23 protein-coding genes are annotated in these 20682 nt (G+C 50.0%); 4 read left to right on the top strand and 19 right to left on the bottom strand.

Annotated elements, in window-relative coordinates; all coding sequences use genetic code 11:
• Positions 1–64: 64 nt before the first annotated feature.
• On the top strand, positions 65–1108 hold the full coding sequence (locus tag AC50YO_RS05930; RefSeq protein ID WP_494845289.1) for a YkvI family membrane protein: 1044 nt from the start codon (positions 65–67) through the stop codon (positions 1106–1108).
• 1 nt (position 1109) lies between these two features.
• Here AC50YO_RS05930 and AC50YO_RS05925 read toward each other — a convergent pair whose 3' ends face one another.
• The 4 genes from AC50YO_RS05925 to AC50YO_RS05910 are packed head-to-tail and all read right to left on the bottom strand — an operon-like array spanning position 1110 to position 6844.
• The gene (locus tag AC50YO_RS05925) at positions 1110–4229 is read right to left on the bottom strand and encodes an AAA family ATPase (RefSeq protein WP_494844421.1); all 3120 of its coding nucleotides are present in this window, start codon (positions 4227–4229) and stop codon (positions 1110–1112) included.
• Complete coding sequence (locus AC50YO_RS05920) at positions 4226–5524, bottom strand: metallophosphoesterase family protein (RefSeq protein WP_494844419.1); 1299 nt, start codon at positions 5522–5524, stop codon at positions 4226–4228. The genes AC50YO_RS05925 and AC50YO_RS05920 overlap by 4 nt, the downstream gene beginning before the upstream one ends.
• 4 nt (positions 5525–5528) lie before the next feature.
• Positions 5529–6659 carry a glycosyltransferase family 4 protein gene (locus AC50YO_RS05915; protein WP_494844417.1) on the bottom strand — a complete coding sequence of 377 codons (1131 nt, stop codon included), beginning with the start codon at positions 6657–6659 and terminating at the stop codon, positions 5529–5531.
• 11 nt (positions 6660–6670) lie between these two features.
• Positions 6671–6844 carry a hypothetical protein gene (locus AC50YO_RS05910; protein ID WP_494844415.1) on the bottom strand — a complete coding sequence of 58 codons (174 nt, stop codon included), beginning with the start codon at positions 6842–6844 and terminating at the stop codon, positions 6671–6673.
• On the opposite strand from AC50YO_RS05910, the gene AC50YO_RS05905 reads away from it, so the two are divergent.
• Entirely contained in the window at positions 6843–8015 is a 1173-nt protein-coding gene (locus AC50YO_RS05905) for a GGDEF domain-containing protein (protein WP_494844413.1), read from the top strand. The genes AC50YO_RS05910 and AC50YO_RS05905 overlap by 2 nt on opposite strands.
• Before the next feature lie 138 nt (positions 8016–8153).
• On the opposite strand, the gene AC50YO_RS05900 is transcribed toward AC50YO_RS05905, so the two are convergent.
• The 6 genes from AC50YO_RS05900 to nrdI all read right to left on the bottom strand — a co-directional run bounded on the left by AC50YO_RS05900 (position 8154) and on the right by nrdI (position 13145).
• Positions 8154–8408, bottom strand: a complete 255-nt coding sequence (locus AC50YO_RS05900; RefSeq protein WP_494844411.1) for a DUF2164 domain-containing protein — start codon at positions 8406–8408, stop codon at positions 8154–8156.
• Positions 8409–8420: 12 nt separating this feature from the next.
• On the bottom strand, positions 8421–9218 hold the full coding sequence (locus AC50YO_RS05895) for a PhzF family phenazine biosynthesis protein (protein WP_494844409.1): 798 nt from the start codon (positions 9216–9218) through the stop codon (positions 8421–8423).
• Between the two features lie 142 nt (positions 9219–9360).
• Positions 9361–9561, bottom strand: a complete 201-nt coding sequence (locus AC50YO_RS05890; protein ID WP_494844407.1) for a DUF6954 family protein — start codon at positions 9559–9561, stop codon at positions 9361–9363.
• A gap of 126 nt (positions 9562–9687) precedes the next feature.
• The gene (gene nrdF, locus AC50YO_RS05885; protein WP_494844405.1) at positions 9688–10644 is read right to left on the bottom strand and encodes a class 1b ribonucleoside-diphosphate reductase subunit beta; all 957 of its coding nucleotides are present in this window, start codon (positions 10642–10644) and stop codon (positions 9688–9690) included.
• A gap of 70 nt (positions 10645–10714) precedes the next feature.
• On the bottom strand, positions 10715–12799 hold the full coding sequence (nrdE, locus tag AC50YO_RS05880; RefSeq protein ID WP_494844403.1) for a class 1b ribonucleoside-diphosphate reductase subunit alpha: 2085 nt from the start codon (positions 12797–12799) through the stop codon (positions 10715–10717).
• Positions 12732–13145, bottom strand: coding sequence for a class Ib ribonucleoside-diphosphate reductase assembly flavoprotein NrdI (gene nrdI / locus AC50YO_RS05875; protein WP_494844400.1), 414 nt, complete (start codon positions 13143–13145; stop codon positions 12732–12734). The genes nrdE and nrdI overlap by 68 nt, the downstream gene beginning before the upstream one ends.
• A gap of 265 nt (positions 13146–13410) precedes the next feature.
• Between nrdI and AC50YO_RS05870 the strand changes: the two genes are divergently transcribed.
• On the top strand, positions 13411–13632 hold the full coding sequence (locus tag AC50YO_RS05870) for a hypothetical protein (RefSeq protein ID WP_494844395.1): 222 nt from the start codon (positions 13411–13413) through the stop codon (positions 13630–13632).
• Between the two features lie 185 nt (positions 13633–13817).
• Positions 13818–14399, top strand: a complete 582-nt coding sequence (locus AC50YO_RS05865) for a thymidine kinase (RefSeq protein WP_494844391.1) — start codon at positions 13818–13820, stop codon at positions 14397–14399.
• A 67-nt stretch (positions 14400–14466) separates the two neighbouring features.
• Here the strand turns inward: AC50YO_RS05865 and AC50YO_RS05860 are convergent, their stop codons facing one another.
• From AC50YO_RS05860 to AC50YO_RS05820, 9 genes are all read right to left on the bottom strand, one after another.
• Positions 14467–15222, bottom strand: coding sequence for a class I SAM-dependent DNA methyltransferase (locus tag AC50YO_RS05860; RefSeq protein ID WP_494844387.1), 756 nt, complete (start codon positions 15220–15222; stop codon positions 14467–14469).
• 2 nt (positions 15223–15224) lie between these two features.
• On the bottom strand, positions 15225–16175 hold the full coding sequence (locus AC50YO_RS05855) for a CvfB family protein (RefSeq protein WP_494844384.1): 951 nt from the start codon (positions 16173–16175) through the stop codon (positions 15225–15227).
• Complete coding sequence (gene rsfS / locus AC50YO_RS05850; protein WP_494844379.1) at positions 16172–16519, bottom strand: ribosome silencing factor; 348 nt, start codon at positions 16517–16519, stop codon at positions 16172–16174. The genes AC50YO_RS05855 and rsfS overlap by 4 nt, the downstream gene beginning before the upstream one ends.
• Positions 16516–17100, bottom strand: coding sequence for a bis(5'-nucleosyl)-tetraphosphatase (symmetrical) YqeK (gene yqeK / locus AC50YO_RS05845; protein WP_494844375.1), 585 nt, complete (start codon positions 17098–17100; stop codon positions 16516–16518). Before yqeK ends, rsfS begins: the two co-directional genes overlap by 4 nt.
• Positions 17093–17680, bottom strand: coding sequence for a nicotinate-nucleotide adenylyltransferase (nadD, locus tag AC50YO_RS05840; RefSeq protein WP_494844373.1), 588 nt, complete (start codon positions 17678–17680; stop codon positions 17093–17095). Before nadD ends, yqeK begins: the two co-directional genes overlap by 8 nt.
• A 35-nt stretch (positions 17681–17715) precedes the next feature.
• A complete protein-coding gene (yhbY, locus tag AC50YO_RS05835; protein WP_494844371.1) occupies positions 17716–18030 on the bottom strand; it encodes a ribosome assembly RNA-binding protein YhbY in 315 nt (104 codons plus the stop codon).
• A gap of 66 nt (positions 18031–18096) precedes the next feature.
• Positions 18097–18975, bottom strand: a complete 879-nt coding sequence (gene aroE, locus AC50YO_RS05830; RefSeq protein ID WP_494844369.1) for a shikimate dehydrogenase — start codon at positions 18973–18975, stop codon at positions 18097–18099.
• A gap of 18 nt (positions 18976–18993) precedes the next feature.
• Positions 18994–20121 (bottom strand): ribosome biogenesis GTPase YqeH, encoded by a 1128-nt coding sequence (gene yqeH / locus AC50YO_RS05825; RefSeq protein WP_494844367.1) that lies wholly within the window; start codon positions 20119–20121, stop codon positions 18994–18996.
• A complete protein-coding gene (locus AC50YO_RS05820; protein ID WP_494844365.1) occupies positions 20118–20648 on the bottom strand; it encodes a YqeG family HAD IIIA-type phosphatase in 531 nt (176 codons plus the stop codon). Before AC50YO_RS05820 ends, yqeH begins: the two co-directional genes overlap by 4 nt.
• Between the last annotated feature and the right edge of the window lie 34 nt (positions 20649–20682).

Raw genomic sequence — 20682 nt, 5'->3', positions numbered from 1 at the left:
CGTCCCTGTTGCTACATACTCTTTTAATATAAGAGGTTGATAGAACGGAGGACGGGCATTCATGATGAAGCGTACGGGAAAGGTGCTGCAGATCGCATCGACCTATATGGGTACGATTGTTGGCGCCGGATTTGCAACCGGCCAAGAAATTTTGCAGTTTTTCACCCGATTCGGTTATTGGGGAACACTTACAATTGCACTTTCAACCGTTATGTTCATTTGGCTTGGCAGCAAGATGATGCTGATTGCCAGCGATATTCGGGCCAAATCGTACGAAGACTTAAATAAAGCGTTGTTCGGTGAGAAATATGGACGTTGGATCAGCCATTTCATGCTGGTCGTATTATTAGGCGTTACTGCTGTCATGCTGGCAGGAGCGGGTACGATTTTTTATGAGAATTGGAATATTTCCTATCAGACCGGACTTCTTATTACGATGGTAGCCTGCTATTTTCTTCTCCGCAAAGGCATGAATGCGATATTAACCGTGAATGCTATCGTGGTCCCGCTTATGCTGCTCTTCACAGCTCTGGTCATGATTGATACCTTCCAAACGCCCGGGTCAGGACGCTTCATCACCCTTGAGACCGATCATACCATTTGGGCGGCTTGGGCATCCCCCTTTCTCTACACGGCCTTTAACCTATCCATGTCCCAAGCTGTATTGGTCCCGCTTGGCGCAGATATACGCGACCGCAAAACGATTATTATCGGTTCATGGGTCGGTGGAATAGGGATTGGGTTCATGCTGTTAGCAGGGCATATCGCCTTGTCCGTGCATATGCCCGGAGTTCAGCAATATGCCATTCCAATGGGCGGCATCGCCAAGCAGCTTGGGCATACCATTCAGTTCATCTATGTCTTTATCATATTCGCCGAAATATTCACAACGCTCATTGCCGATATTTACGGGCTCACTCTCCAGCTTCAAGAGCGGCTCAAGTGGTCCCGCTCCATTATTACCATCCTCATTCTGATCGTCTGCTTTTTTGCAAGCCAGATTGGATTCGGACAATTGCTGTCCCTTTTGTATCCCCTATTCGGGCTGATCAGTCTGGGCTGGCTAATTTTAATGATTCGCAAAAAGATGGAACGCCGCAGCGCGTGAATCACGCGCTGTGTAATTCTACTAATAAGGACTGCGCCAGAGCTTCCTGCAGCGCATCGCGAATATGCTCATGACAGGTGAACAGAATGATCTGACGTTCCTCCGCCAGCTGAGCAAGGAGCTTCGCTGCCGCCCGCAGGCGCAAACGGTCGAAATTAACGAAGAGATCATCAAGCAGCAGAGGCAAGCTAGCTGATTGTGCTGCTTCGACAGCAAGCGCAAGACGCAGCGCAAGATACACTTGCTCGGCAGTTCCCCGGCTAAGCAGCGTACTGTCTATAATGCGGTACTCTGCACTCTCCAGCCGTATATTAGAATCGCTGGGCGTTGTCAGAATGCGAATGTAACGACCTTCTGTCAATTGTTGTGCAAATCGGCTAGCCAGACGAAGCACGACCGGCTGTCTTTCCTCCTCATAGATCCTTCTCGTTCCGCGTATAAGCCCCAAGCTAACGGATAATACCGCATACCGCTCCGCAGCGCGCTCAAGCTCGGCAACGGTCATCTCCTTCTCAGCCATTAGCTCCCTCTGCGTATCTTCCTGCAGCAAATGATCAAGCTGCTGCCGCATTCTCCCTCTCTTATCGAGCATATCTGCTCGTTCCTGCTCAGCTGCGGCCACTTGCGAAGCTGCTTGCTCTCGCAGCAGCACAAGCTCCGCTTCGTCATATTCCGTCAGCAAAGCCTCCAATTCATGCCTCCGCTGCTCCGTCATTCCGGCTAATAGCTCTACTTGCAGCTTATTACATTCCAGATCCAGCTCTACCAAACGGTCCCGATTCGCTACAGCAGCAGCAAATTGCGCTTCCGTCCCGAGATCTGCTTGCAAGAGCAGTTCATCCCTAGCAGCCTCCAATTCTGCCAGCCGAGTCTCGACGGCAAGAGCGGCGAGCTGCTGCTCCCGCAACTGCGCTGCTGATTGAGCGGCTTCCGCCTGCGCCGCTGCTTGCCTGCGAAGCTCAGCCTGCAGCAGCCGGAGAGCCAGCACCGGGTCGGCAGGGCAACGCTGCGCAGCCTCCGGGAAAGCGGCGCAAAGCTCGGCCGCCTGCGCCTCGAAGGAGGCAAGCTCAGCATCGACAGCGGCTTTCTTCGCCGCGTCGCGGTCTCGCTGTCTGAGCCGGAGCAAAGCTTGCTCGGCGAGATCGAATACTTCAAGCGCTGCGTCCGGCGACATTGCCGGGGGCAGCGCTAACGCTTCCAGCCAGCCCCGCCATTGGCGGAGGGCGGCTGCCCGCTCTTGCGCCGCGGCTGCGGCAGCATGCTCGCGCTCATGCACAGCAGCGCGCAGCCGCGCATGCCGCCGCAAGAGCTCGGCGCGGCTGGCCGCGAGGCGCTCGCTGCTGTGCAGCGCCTCCAGGCGCGCCTCGACAGCGCCGCGCAGCTGCTCGCACTGCGCGGCCGCCGCATCCGCGGGCTCGCGCACGAGCGCGGCAAGCGCTGCGCCAAGGCGCGGCGGCAGCGCCAGCGTGCCGCGGCCGCGCGCGGGCTTGCGAGCGCCTCGCCCGCGGCGCAGCAGAGCTGGCGCAGCTAGCGCAAGCGCCAGCCCGCCAAGCGCGGCTGCGCTCACCGCGCTCGCGATATCCTCGCCGCCGCTGCTCAGCGCGGCTGCGCCAAGAGCCAGGGCAGCGCCGCCAGCAGCAGCGGCAGCCCATAGCAGCGGACCGGCTCTGCCACGGTCCGACCTATCCGGCTGCCCTGCTGTCCGCAGCCGTTCCAGCTCCCACTCGCGCAAGGCCAAATCGCATTCCTTCCATGCGATTCGCAGCGACTCTCTCGTTGTTGGAACAAACGTCCAGCGCTGCTGACTATTGCGCTCTTCCTGCGCCAAGCTTGTCAGCTCAGCTTCCATTTCCTCTAGCCCGTGTACAGCCTCTTTCTCTAAGTCCTTCGCGCTCTGAAGCTCGGTAGCCATTCTTTCCTGCAAGCGTCCAGCTTCAATGTCCAGTTGGCGCACACCTCTCACATACTCGCGGTCACCAACCGTTATGCCAAGCGCAAGAAGCTCGGCCTCCGTCCATCCCGGAGCGATTCTGCTCAGAAGGCGGGAAAGCAGCTCTTCATGACTGCGAAGCTCAGCGGCAAGCTCTATTTGCTCTTGACGATTCAACTGTATACGGTCGCTGCCTTGTACCAAGGCTTCCACTTCATCCGTTCTGGCAATCAGCTGGCCCGAATCGTTTTCTTCGCCCTTCTGCTGCTCCAAATACCTCAGCTTCAAAGCATGCTGCTCCAGCTCATCCATTCGCTGGCTTCGTTCTTTGAGCAGCTCATTCCAGCGATATACCACATCGACCGTCAGCTTTGCTGCATCATGAAGCGCTTCCCGCTCATTCGTTAGCTCCAGCCATAAGAGCCACTTCGATCTGCTCGTACAGGCTTTGGCAGCCAGCTGAAATTCCGCCTGAAGCTGCGGCAGCTCATCGGCTAACTGCTCCAATCTCTGTTCCAGCTCCTCCAACTGACGCTTCCGTTTGTTATAGACGGCTATAGCATCCTCCTGCTTCCGCAGCTCCTGCTCTGTTTGTTGAAGCGATTGCAGTTGGCGATTCATTTGCTGATTGGAGCCGCGTGGCTTAAAGAGCGATTCCAGCTCCATTAACAGCCGCTTTTCTGCCGCGGCTATCTTTTTACCGTCCTCCCAACCCGCATGGTACAAATATCGGCCAAGCTCATCGCCCGACAGCGCGCTGACCTCCTGAAGCTCAGTCAAAGTAATCGCATAGAGCTGGCGGAATAACCGCTCGCTTGTACCGCCGAGGAATCTCCTCTCCCACTCGTCTTGAGAGAGCCAGCTCTCTTCGCCTTCCTCTCCCTCTGCATTCAGGCGGCGAAGCTTAAGCTTGCCCGCACCTACCCCCGCATAGCGCTCGGCCAAATATCGGCAGCCCTCGTCGTCCTCGAACAAGAGTTGGCCTCCATGAGCGCCTCCATGGATCGGCTCTTGACGTTCAACGCTGTTGTTGCGCTTCGCAAAGCCATACAGCATCGTTCGTATAAAGGCAAAAAGCGTACTTTTCCCTGCTTCATTCCTCCCGTACAGAACTACGGCAGAAGCATCCAAGCGGCAGCGAAGTCCATGAAGCTGTCCAAACCCGTCAATCCACACCTCCAGCAGCTTCATGTGCTCTTCCTCCCTTCTTCTTCATCACTCGCTAACAAACCAAGCGTCAGCTCGCGCGCTTGCTCCAGCCAGCTCTCCGGCAGCTGCTCTGCCTGCTTCTTCAACAATCTGCCCAAAGCAGGATGGCTAAGAAGTGGAGCTATAGCTGCGGCTGCCTCTCCTCTCCATGCAGCCTGATCCTCCTGCAGCGTATGCGAGAGCCTGTACAATTCCCCGGAGAAGCTATCCTCTTCCTCCAGCTCCATGAGGCGCAGCTCTGCCGAGGTATGGATATCTAACGAATGAATCCATACCCAGTTCTCCCCGGAGAACGATAACGTATTGTTCTGAAGCTGCTCCAGCAGCGTCTTCACCATAAGCGGATCGGACAGCTTCCTGTGGAGCGGGCCTCTGCCTGACAGCCGGAGCCTTGCCATCACAGCCCGTCCGCCCGATGCCAGCTCTAATCGTTCAACTAATGCCTCTAGCCGCAGCAGCAATTCCTGTTCGGTTGTACTATCCGCAATTGACAGCTCTTCTTCCAGCCACCTTACCTCATCTAACGGGACAAAAGTAAGCTTCACAGCCCTTGCCGCTGAGACATCTACCAGATAGCATCCTTTCGGGCCCTGTTCTCTAGGATTCCGGCCCTGCAAGTTGCCGGGATAGACAACATGGGGATATTCATGCAGCACCTGCCGCTTATGAATATGGCCAAGCGCCCAATAATCAAAGCCCTTGCCGCCAATTAATTCATTGAGTGAGCATGGCGCATAAGGATCATGTGAGCTGTCCCCATCCACATTGCCATGCAGCATCGCAATATGAAACGGCCCATCGGGCTTAGGGACATAAGCAGCAGCCAGATTATCCGTGACATGGCGGGTACCATAAGACATTCCGTACACAAAAGCAGCCAGCTGACCGTCTTTGCGGTAAGCCGGCTGATAATCCATCTGCTGCGCTCCGAACACCGTAACAGATGGAGGCAGCGCAAGCTCCGCTCGCGCCCCGTTCAATGGATCATGGTTGCCATGAATAACAAACACTGCAATCCCATGCTTATGAAGCTTCTCCCATTCCTTAACGAGCAGCAGCTGCGCTTTGAGCGAACGGTCAGCCTCATCATACAAATCGCCAGCCAGCACGATGAAATCGACCTGCTCGCGAATAGCAAGCTCCGTTAACCCTCGCAGCGCTGCGAAGGTCGCCTCCATGAGCTTTTCCTTTACTTCTGCCGGCACTTTGTTCATGCCCCGGAACGGGCTATCCAGATGCAAATCCGCTGCATGAATGAAGCGAAAAGGAACCATCATTCGCCTACGCCTCCGGTTTCATGGACAAATATACTTTTTTCAGCTGAGCAATAACCCGTTGCAGTGAATAGACCTTCTTGGCCTTATCCCAGCCCGAGCGAGCCAGGTTGTAGCGGTAGGTTGGATCAGCGACGAGCTTCTCCAGCGCCTCCGCAAGCGCAACAGGATCTTCCGGCGGCACGAGCAAGCCGTTGACCCCGTCCTCAATCTGCTCCGCAATTCCCCCTACATTCGTGCCTACGAGCGCCAGCCAGCACAAAGCGGCTTCTGCAAATACCGATCCAAAGGCTTCTGCTCGCGATGGCAGCACGAATATATCAAAGAACGGCATAAATTCTTCTGGATGGAGCATATAGCCATAAAAAATAATATCATCATATAAATCAAGCTCCACAGCAAGCTGCTCCAGCTCCTCGCGGATCGGTCCATCCCCGATAATATGAAGCACGAATGGATGCCCCTTGCGCTTCAGCTCCGCACAAGCATGGAGCAGAATGTCCAATCCTTTGGCAGGGACAAGGCGGCATACCGTAATCAATTGGGTTACTGCATTCTCATGGGCAATCGGCTTGAATCTTTTCTCATCGAAGCCGTTCGGAATCACCTTGATTTGTTCAGTGTCCTTCATATACGGAGCTACATAGGTACGGAAGGATTCCGAGACAGTCAGCAAGCGATCTACCTTAGCCTCAAGCTCGCCATAGATCGAGGTTAGGAAACGATGCTCCACGCTGTCCTGCTCAATCTTGCCATTCAAGACAAGCTCCCGCTCATAGCTTGAGTGAAGCGTCAGCATAACAGGTGTGTCTGGGAACAGCTGCTTCATAACAAGAGCCGCAATTGGATGGTGCGCATGAATAATATCATAAGGCTTCTTGATCCGCATGCGAGTCCACCATACATAATCACGATACGTTTGTAAGTATTTATCGACAATAGGATTGCCTATGAATTCATTAATGTCGAAGGTCTCGAATACGACCTCTTCCTGTCCTTTGGTTCTCACTCGCTTGGGCAAATAGAATAGCTCCATCTGCCAGCCCAGCTTGAGAAAGCGCTCCTGTATATAAGGGATCATTGACGATACACCGCCGGGCTGCTCCGGCGGGAAAAACAAAGCTTGCAATATATTCAACGTCCTGCCTCCTAGTGCATTCTCTCAGGTTTTACTGATGCAAAACCGATAACTTCCTTATGGCTTACGAAATGAGGAACAAACAATGCCTTAATCGCTGCTGTTCGCCTCTCGTAAATCATGATATAGTAGAACATATGTTTCTGTAAAGCAATCATTCCAATCAGATACGGTGGTACAGCCATGACAATTTTCCAATGGTTTTCCGGCCCTAATGGCCAGCTTGTTTCTTCTGCTTGCGTTATCATTATTTTAATATTAATGCTGTTTATGTCGATGCGGCTCTACACCAGCTATCGGAACAAACGCATTTATCGGCTATTGACCGCAGCGCTTCCGCTGTTCATTATTCAGCATTTCATTCTAGCCCTGCTCGCCATGCCAGGCTCATCTATGCCTCCATGGCTTCATACGACCGCTACGCTTTTGCAGATCGTCTCTTTCATTATTATAAACTTTGTTTTCATGAAATTATATACTCATCAAACCGCGAAGCTAAGAGTAAGTCCTTTCATCATTATGATTGTTCTCGCTTTTGTCATTATTGGAGCCTATTATGCTTTTCAGCCTGCCCTCCCGGAGACGATCACAACAGGCGGTCAATACCGGCTGCTGGGACTGGATTTCTACTCGCTGATCGTTACGTTTCTTATTCTGCTGGACACGAGAGGAGCAGATATTAATACCAAATACTCCGCCAGTCTTATTACCTACTTTATTGTAGAGCTGGCACGAATTTCAGATGCTTACGTGTTCCATGGCTCCGTTTCTTGGCTTCTGCTGCTGACTTATGTGCTGCCTGTCGTTTATTTTATGCAGCTGTTCCTTCTTCTGTTTGAATGGGTTATTGAAAGGCTGTTATCTACTTATCAGTCCTCCATTACCGATGGCTTGACCGGCTTATACAATCGCCGGCATTTCCAATTGAAGGCTGATCAGCTGCTGCGGAAAGAGCGGGGACTGGCTATCATCTTTTGTGATATCGACAACTTCAAGAAGCTGAATGACACGCATGGGCACCACAAGGCGGATGGCGTACTGAAGCAGGTATCAGAGATTCTCAAGGAGGAAGCAGCAGGCATTGGCGCAGCTGGCCGTTATGGCGGAGAGGAATTGCTTGCCTGTGTAAGCATGGATCGCGCCAAGCCCGAGCGTGTTGCCGAATCTATACGCAACCGTGTTGAGCTTGAGACAATGGTCACCATAAGTGTAGGTGTCAGCACCTCCAAGCAAGCACAAGATGTTCAGGAACTAATTAAGCTTGCGGATGAAGCTATGTATCATTCGAAGACGACAGGGAAGAACAAAGTCACAATGTTCCAAGCCCCTCCTGCTCCCAAGAAAAAATCCAGCTAATCACTGTGCATTAATGTGAACAGGGTCTGCTGCATCGCCATTAGAATGGCGATGCAGCAGACCCTGTTGGTTTTTCAGCTGAATGATCATCCCTGCTAGTAAGGACACTTTCCGACCTTGCTAGCAGTAGCTGTTCATCTAGCTTCTTTTCCTAGACTGGACAACATTTTGCTCCAGCGCATACAATTCATCCTCTATCGACTGCATCCGCTCCATAACAGTCTTCCTCGCATCTTGAATAGCCTGATTGTAAATATACGGACCGATCTCCGACAGCATATAATCGAGCAGCTGCTCTGCAGCAATGGAACCGATCATCTCTGAACGCTCTATCTCGAAGTAATGCTGCACTCGTTCAACCATTTCCTGCTTCTGCTCCCTAGGCAGCTTCATATTCATGCTTCCTCACACCTCCAATGTTCCTCGCAGCACCATAACGGCTTGTCCTGTTAGTTGGACACGATCTCCAAGATGAATCACTTTCACAACTCCGCCTCTTGCTGAAGCTTGATAGCCCGTCAGCTCCGGCTGTCGCAGCCGTTTGCTCCAATAAGGGGCTAACGCACAATGAGCCGAGCCAGTCACCGGATCCTCCGGTACGCCAATCGCCGGGAAAAATGCTCTCGATACGAACGAGTAGCCATCTTCGCCAGACGCTTTTGCGGTAATAATAATCCCTCTGCAATCCAGACTGCGAAGCAGCTGCCAATCGGGCTTAACATCCCTTACCGTCTGCTCACTGTCCACCTCTACTACATAGTCGAAGCGATTGCGACCTGTGTAACGGGGAATAAGCCCAAGACCTTGAATAAGCGCCTCTGGCGCCTGAACAGGCAGCGGCGGCTCTGACGGGAAATCCATCATCATCCATTCCCCGTCTCCATGGCGCTCAACCGTTAGAACGCCGCTCTTCGTGAAGAAACGAGCAGGCTGCTCCGGCATGAGCAGCCCCTTATCCCATAAGACAAAAGCAGCTGCCAGCGTAGCATGCCCACAGAGATCGACCTCAGATGCAGGTGTAAACCAACGGAGGTCATAGCCTTCTTCACTTGGCAATAAGAATGCTGTCTCGGATAAATTCATTTCGGCTGCGACCTGCTGCATCCACTGCTCATCCCTTGGAGTATCCAGCAGGCAGACTGCTGCTGGATTGCCGCGAAAGGCCTTGCTCGTAAATGCATCAACGATATACATAGGTAACATACATACTCCACCTTCCTGAAACAAAAAGGAGGAAGCCTGCATTCCAGGCTCCTCATCTCATTATTGTTCATCCATTATACTTGCTCTTTCAACTTTCATTTTTCTTAGTGTAGCATGTTCTTTGAGGACCAGACACCCCTTTTTATTTGCCTCTCTGGCCCTTTCTCCATACTACAGCAAGCACGGCTGTAATACCTATGTAGAGCAAAATCACAACAGCTAGCGTCAGCATTCTTTCCTTCATCGAACCATCGGCTAGCAGCACTGGACCAAGACCAAACAACGTCACAAGCACATACAGCGCGAAACACAAAACGACCATCAAGCCTTTGAGCATATCCATTTCTCCTTCGTAGAAATCCATATATGCAGCATGTCCCTTTTGTTTTAATTAAATCGGCGTAGCTAGCTGTAACTAAAAATAACGTACAAGACTGTTTCCAGTCTGTACGTCATTCTTATAGTCTATTTAGAAGTTGAAAATAAAGTCATCGTCTCTCAATTGCTCTACGTGAACCGTACGCACATAACCGTTGCCCTTCTTCGAGAAGAAGTCATGCTGCTTCGTATGTGTGCTGATGCCGTTGAAGACAATTGGGTTAACTGGCTCTTCCGGGAAATGCGGATCAAACCCAAGATTCATCAAAGCCTTGTTCGCATTGTAACGAACATAGGTCTTCACTTCCTCCTGCAAGCCGATTGGGCTGTACAGATTATCAGTGTAGATCACTTCGTTCTCATACAGCGTGTTGAGCAGCTCGTATAGCTCTGCTTTTAATTGCTCTTGCTCTTCAGCGCTGAACTCTTGGTACAATTCCTGTGCCAAGACACCAACATACAGACCATGAATACTCTCATCGCGCAAGATCAAGTCGATAATTTCGCCGCTGCTTGTCATTTTGCCCTGACCAGCCAAATAAAGCGGGTAGAAAAATCCGCTGTAGAACAAATAGCTCTCTAGAAATACAGAAGCTGCCATCGCTTTATACAGCTCTTGCTTCGTATTAATATTCGCATACCATGAGGAAATCAATGTCGCTTTGCGTTGAAGCTGTTCATTGGTCTCCACCCATTGGAAGATCGCGTCGATCTCCTCTGTTGAAGCAAGCGTTGTGAAGATGCTGCTATAAGACTTCGCATGAATCTGTTCCATCATCGACATGAAGGACAGCACTGCTTTGCGCTGGAGCCCTTCAACATGCTCTAATACTTTCGGCATGCCGATACCGCCTTGGATCGTATCGAGAAGCGTTAAGCCGCCAAGAACATTCTTGTATACGGTACGCTCTGTGTCGCTCATCTCCATCCAGTCCATCTTATCATCGGACAATGGAATTTCTTCATCCGTCCAGAACTGCATGACATTCTGCTGCCAGAAGGTTAATGTGAAATCATCATCCGGACGGTTCCAGTTTACTGCTTTCATCAAATTCTGCTCCTTTATAGAAAGCTGCGCTTGGAGCATATCCTCGCGCAGCCTTGCATTTAAGTTCAATTTATACTGCGCAGCTTGTGCACTCTTCCACGGAAAGACGCTTCGTTCTCGTATAGTAGAGTGATTTCAGACCCTTTTGAGCAGCATAAATATAGAAACGCGCCAGCTCACGAGTCGATACATTACTATTTACGTGCAGAACAGTCGATATGCCTTGATCGACGTGCTGCTGAATTTCCCAAATGAGATCGATTAGCTTGAACTGATCGATATTATAAGCCGATTTATAGTAGAAGAAGTTCTCCTGCGACAAGAACGGCATTGGATAATAGGTTGTCGAGTTCGCATACGTACGAGTCTCGATATGCTCAACGATCGGCATAACGCTCGATGTGGCATTCTGAATATAAGAGATGCTTTGTGTTGGCGCAATAGCCAAGCGATAAGCATGGTACAGGCCGTGCTGTTGTACTTTCTCTTTCAATGAGGCCCAGTCCTGCGGTGATGGAATATCCATACCCTCGAACAGTCCCTTTACTTTGTCCGATGTCGGACGGTAATCCGTCTCGATGTAACGGGTGAAGTAAGTGCCCTTAGCATATTCGGAGCGATCAAAATCTTTGAAGGTAACGCCGCGATCCTTGGCAATTTCCATACTTTGCTCGAGTGAGTAATAGTTCATCATCATGAAGAAAGCGCTGGCGAACTCTTTCGCCTCGTCACTCTCGTAAGCAATCCGATTTTTCGCGAGATAGCCATTCAGGTTCATTGCGCCAAGGCCGACCGAGTGCAGCTCTTCGTTCGCTTTGCGTACGCCTGGTGCATTATCAATCTCTGACAAGTCACTAACCGTAGTAAGCGCCTCGATACCGACATGAACGGATTCTTTAATCTTCTTGCGCTCCATCACGTTCACAATGTTCAGTGAAGCGAGGTTGCAGCTGATATCGCGTTGAATGATGTCATCAACACCGTAATCATTGATTGTAGACGTCTCTTGCACCTGGAAAATCTCCGTGCAAAGATTGGACATCTTAACTGCACCGATATCCTTGAGTGCATGAACACGGTTCGCGTTCGATTTGTTCATAATATATGGATAACCCGATTCCAGCTGAATCGAAGCAATCTTCGTCATCATGTCCCGTGCATTCATAACCGCTTTTTTCACGACCTTGTCGTTAGCAAGCAGCTCTTCATACATCTCATCCATATTCATGTCATCCAAATGGATATCATACGCTTTGTGAACAGAATGCGGACCGAATACATACAGCGGTTTGTTCTGTGCAGCCAGCTCATAAAATTTATTCGGTATAATAAGGCCGATAGACAGCGTCTTGATCCGTGCTTTCTCATCTGCATTAATTTTTTTGCAATCAAGGAACTCAATAATGTCCCAGCCAAAAATATTATAGTAGCCTGCGCCAGAGCCCTTGCGTTGGCCCATCTGATCGGCATAGGAGAACGCATCCTCCATCAGCTTAAGTACTGGCATAATGCCTTTTGCTGCGCCTTCAACGCCTTTGATTGCCTCGCCGCGACCACGCAGCTTGGACAAATTGACAGCAACGCCGCCGCCAATCTTGGACAACTGCATGCAGGTGCCAAGAACATAGTTGATAGAGTTCAAGGAATCATCCATCTCCAGCAGGAAGCAGGATACCATCTCTCCGCGGCGGCTCTTGCCTGCATTCAAGAAGGTTGGCGTTGCCGGCTGCAAGCGCTGCTCGATCATCGCTTCTGCAATTCGGAGCGCCTTCGCTGCGTCCCCTTCACCAAGATGCAACGCAACGATTGCTACGCGATCCGGATATTGCTCCAAATATTGCGCCTTATTATTTGTTTTGAGCGCATAGTCTTTGTAGAATTTGGATATTGCCATATAGGATTCAAATTGAAAGCCGCTGTTTCCTACCAGCTCGAATACGGCTTCAACCTGCTCATATGTATATTTCTCATATACATTATCGTAATAGTCATTGTCTATTAAATAATCTAGCTTTTCACGAAGTGAATCAAATTTCACACTCTTCTGATCGACTTCCTCCATGAAAGCAGCTACTGCTTCCTTGTCTTTATCCAATTGATAGAAGCCGTCCGCTCCACGTTGCATCAGTTCGTTGTTCAGCTCGATATGTTTCAATGAATTGCACCCTCTCGACAAAATATTCCATATCTTGATTGGTTCCTGATAACTCAAACTTTGAAATGACGGGTACATCGAATAGATCAGCGATCGTATCCGCACTTTTTGCAAAGCCGCTTCCCCAATTTCGATTACCGCTTGCAGACACACCGCGCAAGTGCTTGTGATTCCGTTTCAAAAAGGACATGACCTTCTCAGGCACTTGTCCGAATCCAGTCGTATAAGTGACCAGAATGAACGGCTCATCTATTGCGCTATGCTCCTCAATCGGTAGTGTTCTCATATTCAGCTTGTTGATAAAGCGCTTGACATTGCCTGTCTTTGAATCGTAGACAACCAGCATTTCTCTCTCTCTCCTTCACTGAATTACAGCAATATAAAAGCGCTTCTGACCGCAAAAACGTCAAATGCGCTTATTGACAACAGTGTGTGATGACAACCACATAACTCAATATGTAGTTGATGAATTTGATTCTACATCAATATATAGGTAGAGTCAATGTATAATATGGAGAAATATTTAAGGTTGTGCATTCAAGCACTCGACTATTTTAACAGATACAGATATGATAGGATAGTGACATTTTGTAGCTATTATGGAGGTAGTCATGAAGGATCAACCAACACCCGAACAGATTCGGGAGGCTATACTTACCCTGTTTCAGGACGCTGGGTATTCAGTCCCGGAACTGCTTCCCTATATAGAGGCTTTGAGTGCAGATAACGAACGCTTGAGGCAAGAGCTGCGAAGATTACGACTCGCAGCGGCTCGCGGATCTAGCGCAAACAGCAACATGAATAGTCGCCTGAAAGACGCGTTAAGGGAATAGGACTATCTGTACAGTTCCATTCCTTAGCATAGAACAAGCAATCGTCGATTGCTGTTGAAAAAAACAGACGCAGATCATGTCGAATGCCTCTATTAGAGTGAAATGCCTTTCTGCTACAATGAGAAGAGCTCGATGATTATCGACTCGACTTGAACCCTACATGAAAAAGGAGAGCGGCAGCCTGCATGAATAGAGGATTTATTACCGTAATCATTGGTCCCATGTTCTCTGAGAAGTCTGGAGAACTAATTCGGCGCTGCCAGAAGCTGATCCAATATGGACATAAGAAGGTTAGAGCCTACAAGCCTGCAGAAGACAATCGCTTCAGCAACGAGGACATCGTAAGTCGCATAGGCTATCGACTTCCCGCCACTAGCATACCGCGGGAGCTGACACCAGAGACAATTGAACGAATCCTGCAAGAAACCTCCTACTCCGATGTTGTCGCTTTTGATGAAGTACAGTTCTTCTCAAAGCCTATTATCGAGCTCATAGAGAATCTGGCCTATGAAGGCAAGCATATCATCGTAGATGGGCTTAATATGGATTACAGAGGCAAGGAATTCGGTTATATCGGCGGACTGCTGGCGATCGCTGATGAGATCATCAAGCTGTCATCCTTCTGTGCCGTCTGCTGTGACTCAGAAGCCACCTTTACGCAGCGCATCATCAATGGACAGCCCGCTCAGCTTGGGCCTCTCATTCTTATAGGCGACACAGAGAGCTATGAGCCTCGTTGCCGCCGCTGCTTTGTCCCACCGCTATAAAGCTATTTCTGCACAAAAGAACAGGGTTGTACGGATCATCATGATAGTGATCCGTACAACCCTTCCTTTATTTCACGGCAGCAAAGAACAGCCGTTCTGAGCTCTCCTTAGGAGGCGTCATTGTAAAATCCGCGAAGCGATCGACCGAAGCAAATCCCGCGCGCTTAAGCGCTGCTTCGATCCAGTCAGGCGGGTATGCCCGCTGCGTATGCATCTCCTCGAAGCGGTGAAACCGTTCATTACGTTCCTTGGCGAATATCGTAAGATGATGCTCGATTTCAATACGAGACTCATCCAGCTCACAGGTCCATATATAGGCAACCTCTTCTTCATCAAGAACGAAAGGCTGCTCTTCTGCATAGCGAGTCAACACGCCAGGCGCATGTACGTCAAATAAAAACACGCCTCCGCTGCGCAAGCCAGCGTAGGCGGCGCCAAATGCAGCCTCTACATCCTCTTCCTCTGTTAAGTAGTTCACACAGTCACAGAAAGAAATAACGGCATCAGCCTGCTCAAGGAGCTCCCAATCTCGCATATCCTGCTGAAGCCAAGTGATTGTCCCGCTTCCTGCTTGCCGAGGAGACTCATCCCATTTGCTGCGGGCAACCGACAGCATATCAGAAGACAAATCAATGCCATACACCCGCAAGCCCGCTTGCGCAAGCGGAATTGCGATGCTGCCCGTACCGCAGCCAAGATCCACGACAGTCGCCGGCTTCCCGTAGCGGCTCCAGCTATCGCTTGCGAATCGCAGCCATTCCTCATACGGCATATCTTCCATCAGCCTATCGTATACCGAGGCGAATTGCCCATAGGAATCCATATCTACTCCTCCGTATTCCGCAGCTTTTCCTCAGCGTTCTGCTCTGCCTCAACCTCAGCATCAGCGGATTTAACTGACTCCGTCAAATACGTCCAGCTTCCCTTTTGCGTGACCAAGCCCTCTCTCATCAGCTTGCCGATCGCACGCTTGAAAGCAGATTTGCTGATCTCGAACTTCTGCTTAATGACATCAGCAGGCGTTTCATCCGAATAAGGCATTCCTCCGCCCGGACGTTCCTTCATGAAGGCGAGGAGCCTGTCCGCATCCTCCAGTCGCCCTTCCTGCTTCAGCTTCGCCATAGCAAGATTCACCCTGCCGTCTTCGCGAATAAAAGTAATCCGCGCAGACACACGCTCGCCGAGCCTTAGAGGCCGGGTACGTTCCACACTCGGAATAAGGCCATATACGCCAAAGCCTACGACTCCGCCATCGATTAGAACGAAAGACCCCATCTGGAGCGACTTCGTAACCCAACCTTCGACCCATTGATTCTGCCAAGATTCAGGAGCAGCAAATACATGCTTGCTCAGCTCCTCCTCACCTGCCAGCGTTGCCAGAAGACGGCCTGCTTTGTCATGGCCGAGAATAACATGAACCTCATCACCGGGAATCGGTCGATATTCAATTTTCTCAGACAGCTCAGACAGTGGCAGCAGCAGCTGACGCCCAAGCCCAATCTCAAGAAAACAGCCCAATCGAGGGTGGACATCAGCAACTTTTAACCGCGCCATCTCTCCAAGAGTCAAAAAGGGACGCTTCATCGTTGCCGAGATTCTATCTTCCGTATCGAAGAATAGAAATACTTCAATCTCATCCTGCAGCTTAGGCTTCTTGCCGACCAGCTCGGTGTAGTGCATGAGCACTTCCGCTTCGCCATTCGTTAGAAAATAGCCATAGGGCGACACTTCACGTGCCACCCTTAGCGTTTGTATCGTTCCAGCTACAAAGCTCATGCGAACTCCACAACTTTCGCGTCGGACCACAGCCGCTCAATATTATAGTAATCGCGCTCATCACGATGGAAGACATGCACAATAACATCCCCAAGGTCGATCAGCACCCAACGAGCCGAATCCATTCCTTCAATACCGCGAACTCTTACACCGCGCTGCTCTGCTTGCTTGCGGATTTCCGTTGTAATCGCTTGTACCTGCGTATCTGAATTACCGTGGCAAATAACGAAATAATCCGCCACAAGAGAGATATCTTTCAAGTTCAAAGCGACGATTCGTTGCGCCTTTTTGTCTTCTGCTGCCGCAACCGTCACTTGTAGCAATTCATCTGAATGTACTGTCATAGCTCAGCCTCCTGTAATAGGTTTGTAATTAAATCATTTCTGGCATCAATCATAAGCGGATAAATCCGTTTTCCTTTTGCAACCAGAAAGGTAATCGTAGAATCGAAGCCTGCAAGCAGCGCTTTCTCCAAATGCTGCGTACTCAGCTCACGAATATGGTCTACACCTGGAAAATCACGGCCCGGCTCAATATAATCCGCCAAACACACAATTTTATCAAGCTTGGTCATTTGGGTTCGTCCAAAAGTATGGTATCGAATCGCATCAATAATTTCATTATCCGTAACCCCATACTCCTGCTTCGCCACCCAAGCGCCAATCTCCGCATGCCACAGCTCTTTATCATAGTTCAGCAAAGTTTGGTCCAGACGCTGCTCACGTATGACCTGCTCCATTCTGGCAGTAGGCCAATACTTGGCGACATCATGCAAAATCGCGGCAAGCTCCGCACGAACGGGATCTTCGCCGAAGCGCTGCGCCAGTATGACCGCTGTTTCCATAACCCCGACCGTATGCTGCCAGCGCCTCTCCGGCATTTGCTCCTTCACGGATGCAATCAATTGTTCACGATCCCTATTCATAAAGACCTCTCCTCTTTATAAATTGATGAACAGAATCAGGAACCAAATAAGTAATCGACTGCCCCGCATGCAATCGACTGCGAATTACAGTGGAAGAGATGCCGATTGGCGGCATGTCGATGATGGTTAGCCGTTCTTGCAAATAATTGGGCAGCGTGCTGCTCTGAGTAGGAGTTCCCTCCCTCTCCAATCCAATGAAGGCTACAAGCCCAGCCAGCTCCTCGATTCGGTGCCAGCTCGGCAAATCATTGATCCGATCGGAGCCAATCAGGTAGGAAAAGGTATAGGATGGATACTCGGCTCTGAGTTCAAGTGCTGTGTCAATAGAATAGCTTGTTCCGCCGCGTCTCATCTCAAGATCCATGACACGAAAAGCAGGGTTCGAATCAATTGCCTCCAGCACCATCTGGAACCGCAAATCGCTATCCACTCCGGGCTCTCGGTTTTTAAGAGGGGGAAGATACGTCGGGATGAACCACACTTCATCCAATTGGCAATTATCGCGCGCCGTCTCTGCCGCGATCAGATGTCCAATATGGATCGGATCGAATGTGCCGCCCATTATGCCAATGCTCTTCACTTTAACCCCCCGCTTCCCTTAATGCCTGCCAATGTCTATTTTTTTGCTGTAGCCTTTGGCAGCTCGATTTTTCTATTCTTTTCTTCCTTAGCTTCCTTATACAAAACAATGGTCTTGCCAATAACCTGAACAAGCTCCGTTCTTGAGGCTTTTGCCACCTCAACTCCAATTTCCTTCGGATCATCCAAGCAATTGTTCAGAACCGATATTTTAATCAGCTCGCGAGTCTCGATTGCTTCTTCAATGTGACGAACGAGCTGTTCATTCGTTCCGCCTTTGCCTACCTGGAAGATAGGCTGCAAATGATGCGCCATTGAGCGCAAGTGGCGCTTTTGTTTGCCTGTTAGCATAGCTTCATTTCCTACTTTCTTTATATCCAAATTTAATAACCTTATTCCAGAAGGAATATCAGCTGCCTATTGCCCTTGCAAAGAGCTTAATACTCTATCACGCATAGCCGCTGCCGGCGCCGGTTGTCCAGTCCAATACTCAAAAGCGTATGCGCCTTGATAAATGAACATGCCAAGACCGCCATGCACTCGGCAGCCCCGCCGCTTGGCATCTTGCAAAAACTTCGTTTGAAGCGGATTATAGATGAGATCACTGGCAACTGCACCAGGCTTCAGCCAGTCTGCATCTATCGGGCTCTCCTCTATATTTGGGTACATCCCGACAGAGGTCGTATTAATGACGATGTCAGCCTCTTCACAAGCTTCCTTTAAGCTATCCATTGTAATCGCCTGCATATCCGTCAGATTGCCGAAGGTACGTACCAGCTCTTCTGCACGCGCAGACGAACGATTAGCAATTGTAATATTCGCAGGCTGTTCCCCTGTCAATGCATAGATAATTCCCCGTGAAGCACCGCCTGCTCCGATCACAACAATTCGTTTGCCTGACAGATCCGGCTCCGCTTCTTCCTTTAAGGAGCGAACATAACCGATTCCATCGGTATTATAGCCAATCAGACGACCGTCCTCATTAACGATCGTATTGACAGCACCAATCACTTTGGCGCCCGCATCAATCTCATCCATATAGTTCATAATATCCAGCTTATGCGGAATCGTCACATTCACTCCCCGGATGCCTAGGGCACGAACACTTCCAATAAAGTCCGATAGCTTATCAGGCGTAATATGAAAGGCCATATACGCTCCGTTAATACCGGCCTCCCGAAAAGCATGATTCATCATTATCGGTGATTTGGAATGACGGATCGGATCACCGATAACACCATACAGCACGGTATGGCTGTCGATCCGACAACCGCCTATTTCATTCATAAGCGCCATACGCCGTTCCCCTCTTTTCTATATGAGTGAATCCCGCAACAGCACTTTGATTCCTTTTGGTGCATACAGGTCAAGAATGGCACCTGTTGATCCGTTCACCTGAATCCACCCTAACCCAGAGATGAATACATCCTTCTTAGCTCCGCGCGGTACTCGAAGCGAATGACGTGTCCATGCCGGCATTTCGGCAAGCTCTTCGCGGGTTGGCGCACCTAGAAGCTCACCGCGATGCTCTTCATACAGCTCATCTGCGCGCTCAAGCTTCGTCCGATGCACATTCAGCGCATTAGAAATATATAACGTGAAGGATTGTCGTTCACCTTCTACAAAGTCGAATCGAACCAGACTGCTGATGAACAGCGTCTGCTTGTCATTCAATTGATAAACTAACGGCTTGATTGGCTTGTCCGGCAGCAGCGTCTGCAAGAAGCTGCGTGGAACAATCTCGGTCATGCGGGAAGCGTATACGATTCCCGGTGTATCAATAATAGCTTTGCCGTCATCAAGCGGAATATGAACCGCATCCAGCGTCGTACCAGGATAACGCGAAGTCGTCAGCTCACGCTCCAGATCGCTATAATCATTAATCAGTCGATTAATCAAGGTCGATTTGCCTACATTAGTAGCTCCTACAACATAGACATCGCGGCCTTTGCGGTGGCGTTCCAATGCTTCAATAACATGCTCGAAGCCAATATTGCGCTTAGCGCTGCACAGCACGATATCAACTGTACGCAATCCCTCTTCCTTTGCCTGCCTTTGCACCCAGTTGCGCACTCGATTCAAATTCATCGACTTAGGCAGCAGATCAACCTTATTGACAACCAATAATACCGGATTATTGCCAACGAAACGCTGCAATCCGGATATTAAGCTTCCTTCGAAGTCATACAAATCGACGATATGAACGACCAGACTGTCTGTCTTCCCGATGCTTCCCAATAAACGCAAAAATTCATCCTGGTCAACAGCGATCGACGATGCTTCATTATAATTGCGAATACGGAAACAGCGCTGGCAAATAACCGGCTCCTTCAGAAGGGCCGCTTCCGGTAAATATCCAGGCTCCTCCGTGTTCTCCGACTGCAGTCTGATTCCGCAGCCCGCACATGATGGCGCTGCCTGATTGTGATTCTCTTCCTTCACTTCTTCTCCTCCTCATACCATAACCCTTTCTTGCGCAGCCTGAATAGAACAATTCGTTCAATCCGCCGGTTGACACGGGTCATGATTCCTTCATCAGCAGGAGCAATTGGTGTTACAAGAATCGTATACAAGCCCATTCGGTTGCCTCCAAGCACATCCGTGAGCATCTGATCGCCAATAACGACCGTCTCCTCAGCAGACAGACCGAGCACCCTCAAACCCTTGTGGAACGATCGATTCGCCGGCTTGCGAGCCGCATGGATAAAAGGAATACCAAGCGGAATAGCGAACCTCGAAACTCTTGTCTCATTATTATTCGATACGATAACGACCTTAAAGCCGCGTTCGCGAACATGATCCAGCCACTTCACAAGCTCAGGCGTTGCGAGCGCCTCACCCGCTCCTACAAGCGTGTTGTCCAGATCGGTAATAATTCCGCGAATCCCTTTCTTATATAGCTCGTCTAATTGAATATCATAAACCGTATTCACACGCATGTGCGGCAACAGCTTCTCGAACATAAGCATTTTACCCCTTTGCTTTCTCCTGCTATCTTACGAA

It is taken from the genome of Paenibacillus sp. J22P59, assembly GCF_059383895.1.
Note: the sequence above shows the minus strand (reverse complement) of the source record. Positions and strands in the feature narration are given on the sequence as shown.

Bases quoted from the DNA above. Each gene is read 5' to 3' on its own strand.
- AC50YO_RS05930 (WP_494845289.1), top strand. From the start codon at position 65: ATGAAGCGTACGGGAAAGGTGCTGCAGATCGCATCGACCTATATGGGT.
- AC50YO_RS05925 (WP_494844421.1), bottom strand. From the start codon at position 4,229: ATGAAGCTGCTGGAGGTGTGGATTGACGGGTTTGGACAGCTTCATGGA.
- AC50YO_RS05920 (WP_494844419.1), bottom strand. From the start codon at position 5,524: ATGATGGTTCCTTTTCGCTTCATTCATGCAGCGGATTTGCATCTGGAT.
- AC50YO_RS05905 (WP_494844413.1), top strand. From the start codon at position 6,843: ATGACAATTTTCCAATGGTTTTCCGGCCCTAATGGCCAGCTTGTTTCT.
- AC50YO_RS05910 (WP_494844415.1), bottom strand. From the start codon at position 6,844: ATGGCTGTACCACCGTATCTGATTGGAATGATTGCTTTACAGAAACAT.
- AC50YO_RS05900 (WP_494844411.1), bottom strand. From the start codon at position 8,408: ATGAAGCTGCCTAGGGAGCAGAAGCAGGAAATGGTTGAACGAGTGCAG.
- AC50YO_RS05895 (WP_494844409.1), bottom strand. From the start codon at position 9,218: ATGTTACCTATGTATATCGTTGATGCATTTACGAGCAAGGCCTTTCGC.
- AC50YO_RS05890 (WP_494844407.1), bottom strand. From the start codon at position 9,561: ATGGATATGCTCAAAGGCTTGATGGTCGTTTTGTGTTTCGCGCTGTAT.
- nrdF (WP_494844405.1), bottom strand. From the start codon at position 10,644: ATGAAAGCAGTAAACTGGAACCGTCCGGATGATGATTTCACATTAACC.
- nrdI (WP_494844400.1), bottom strand. From the start codon at position 13,145: ATGCTGGTTGTCTACGATTCAAAGACAGGCAATGTCAAGCGCTTTATC.
- AC50YO_RS05870 (WP_494844395.1), top strand. From the start codon at position 13,411: ATGAAGGATCAACCAACACCCGAACAGATTCGGGAGGCTATACTTACC.
- AC50YO_RS05865 (WP_494844391.1), top strand. From the start codon at position 13,818: ATGAATAGAGGATTTATTACCGTAATCATTGGTCCCATGTTCTCTGAG.
- AC50YO_RS05860 (WP_494844387.1), bottom strand. From the start codon at position 15,222: ATGGATTCCTATGGGCAATTCGCCTCGGTATACGATAGGCTGATGGAA.
- AC50YO_RS05855 (WP_494844384.1), bottom strand. From the start codon at position 16,175: ATGAGCTTTGTAGCTGGAACGATACAAACGCTAAGGGTGGCACGTGAA.
- rsfS (WP_494844379.1), bottom strand. From the start codon at position 16,519: ATGACAGTACATTCAGATGAATTGCTACAAGTGACGGTTGCGGCAGCA.
- yqeK (WP_494844375.1), bottom strand. From the start codon at position 17,100: ATGAATAGGGATCGTGAACAATTGATTGCATCCGTGAAGGAGCAAATG.
- yhbY (WP_494844371.1), bottom strand. From the start codon at position 18,030: ATGCTAACAGGCAAACAAAAGCGCCACTTGCGCTCAATGGCGCATCAT.
- aroE (WP_494844369.1), bottom strand. From the start codon at position 18,975: ATGGCGCTTATGAATGAAATAGGCGGTTGTCGGATCGACAGCCATACC.
- AC50YO_RS05820 (WP_494844365.1), bottom strand. From the start codon at position 20,648: ATGCTTATGTTCGAGAAGCTGTTGCCGCACATGCGTGTGAATACGGTT.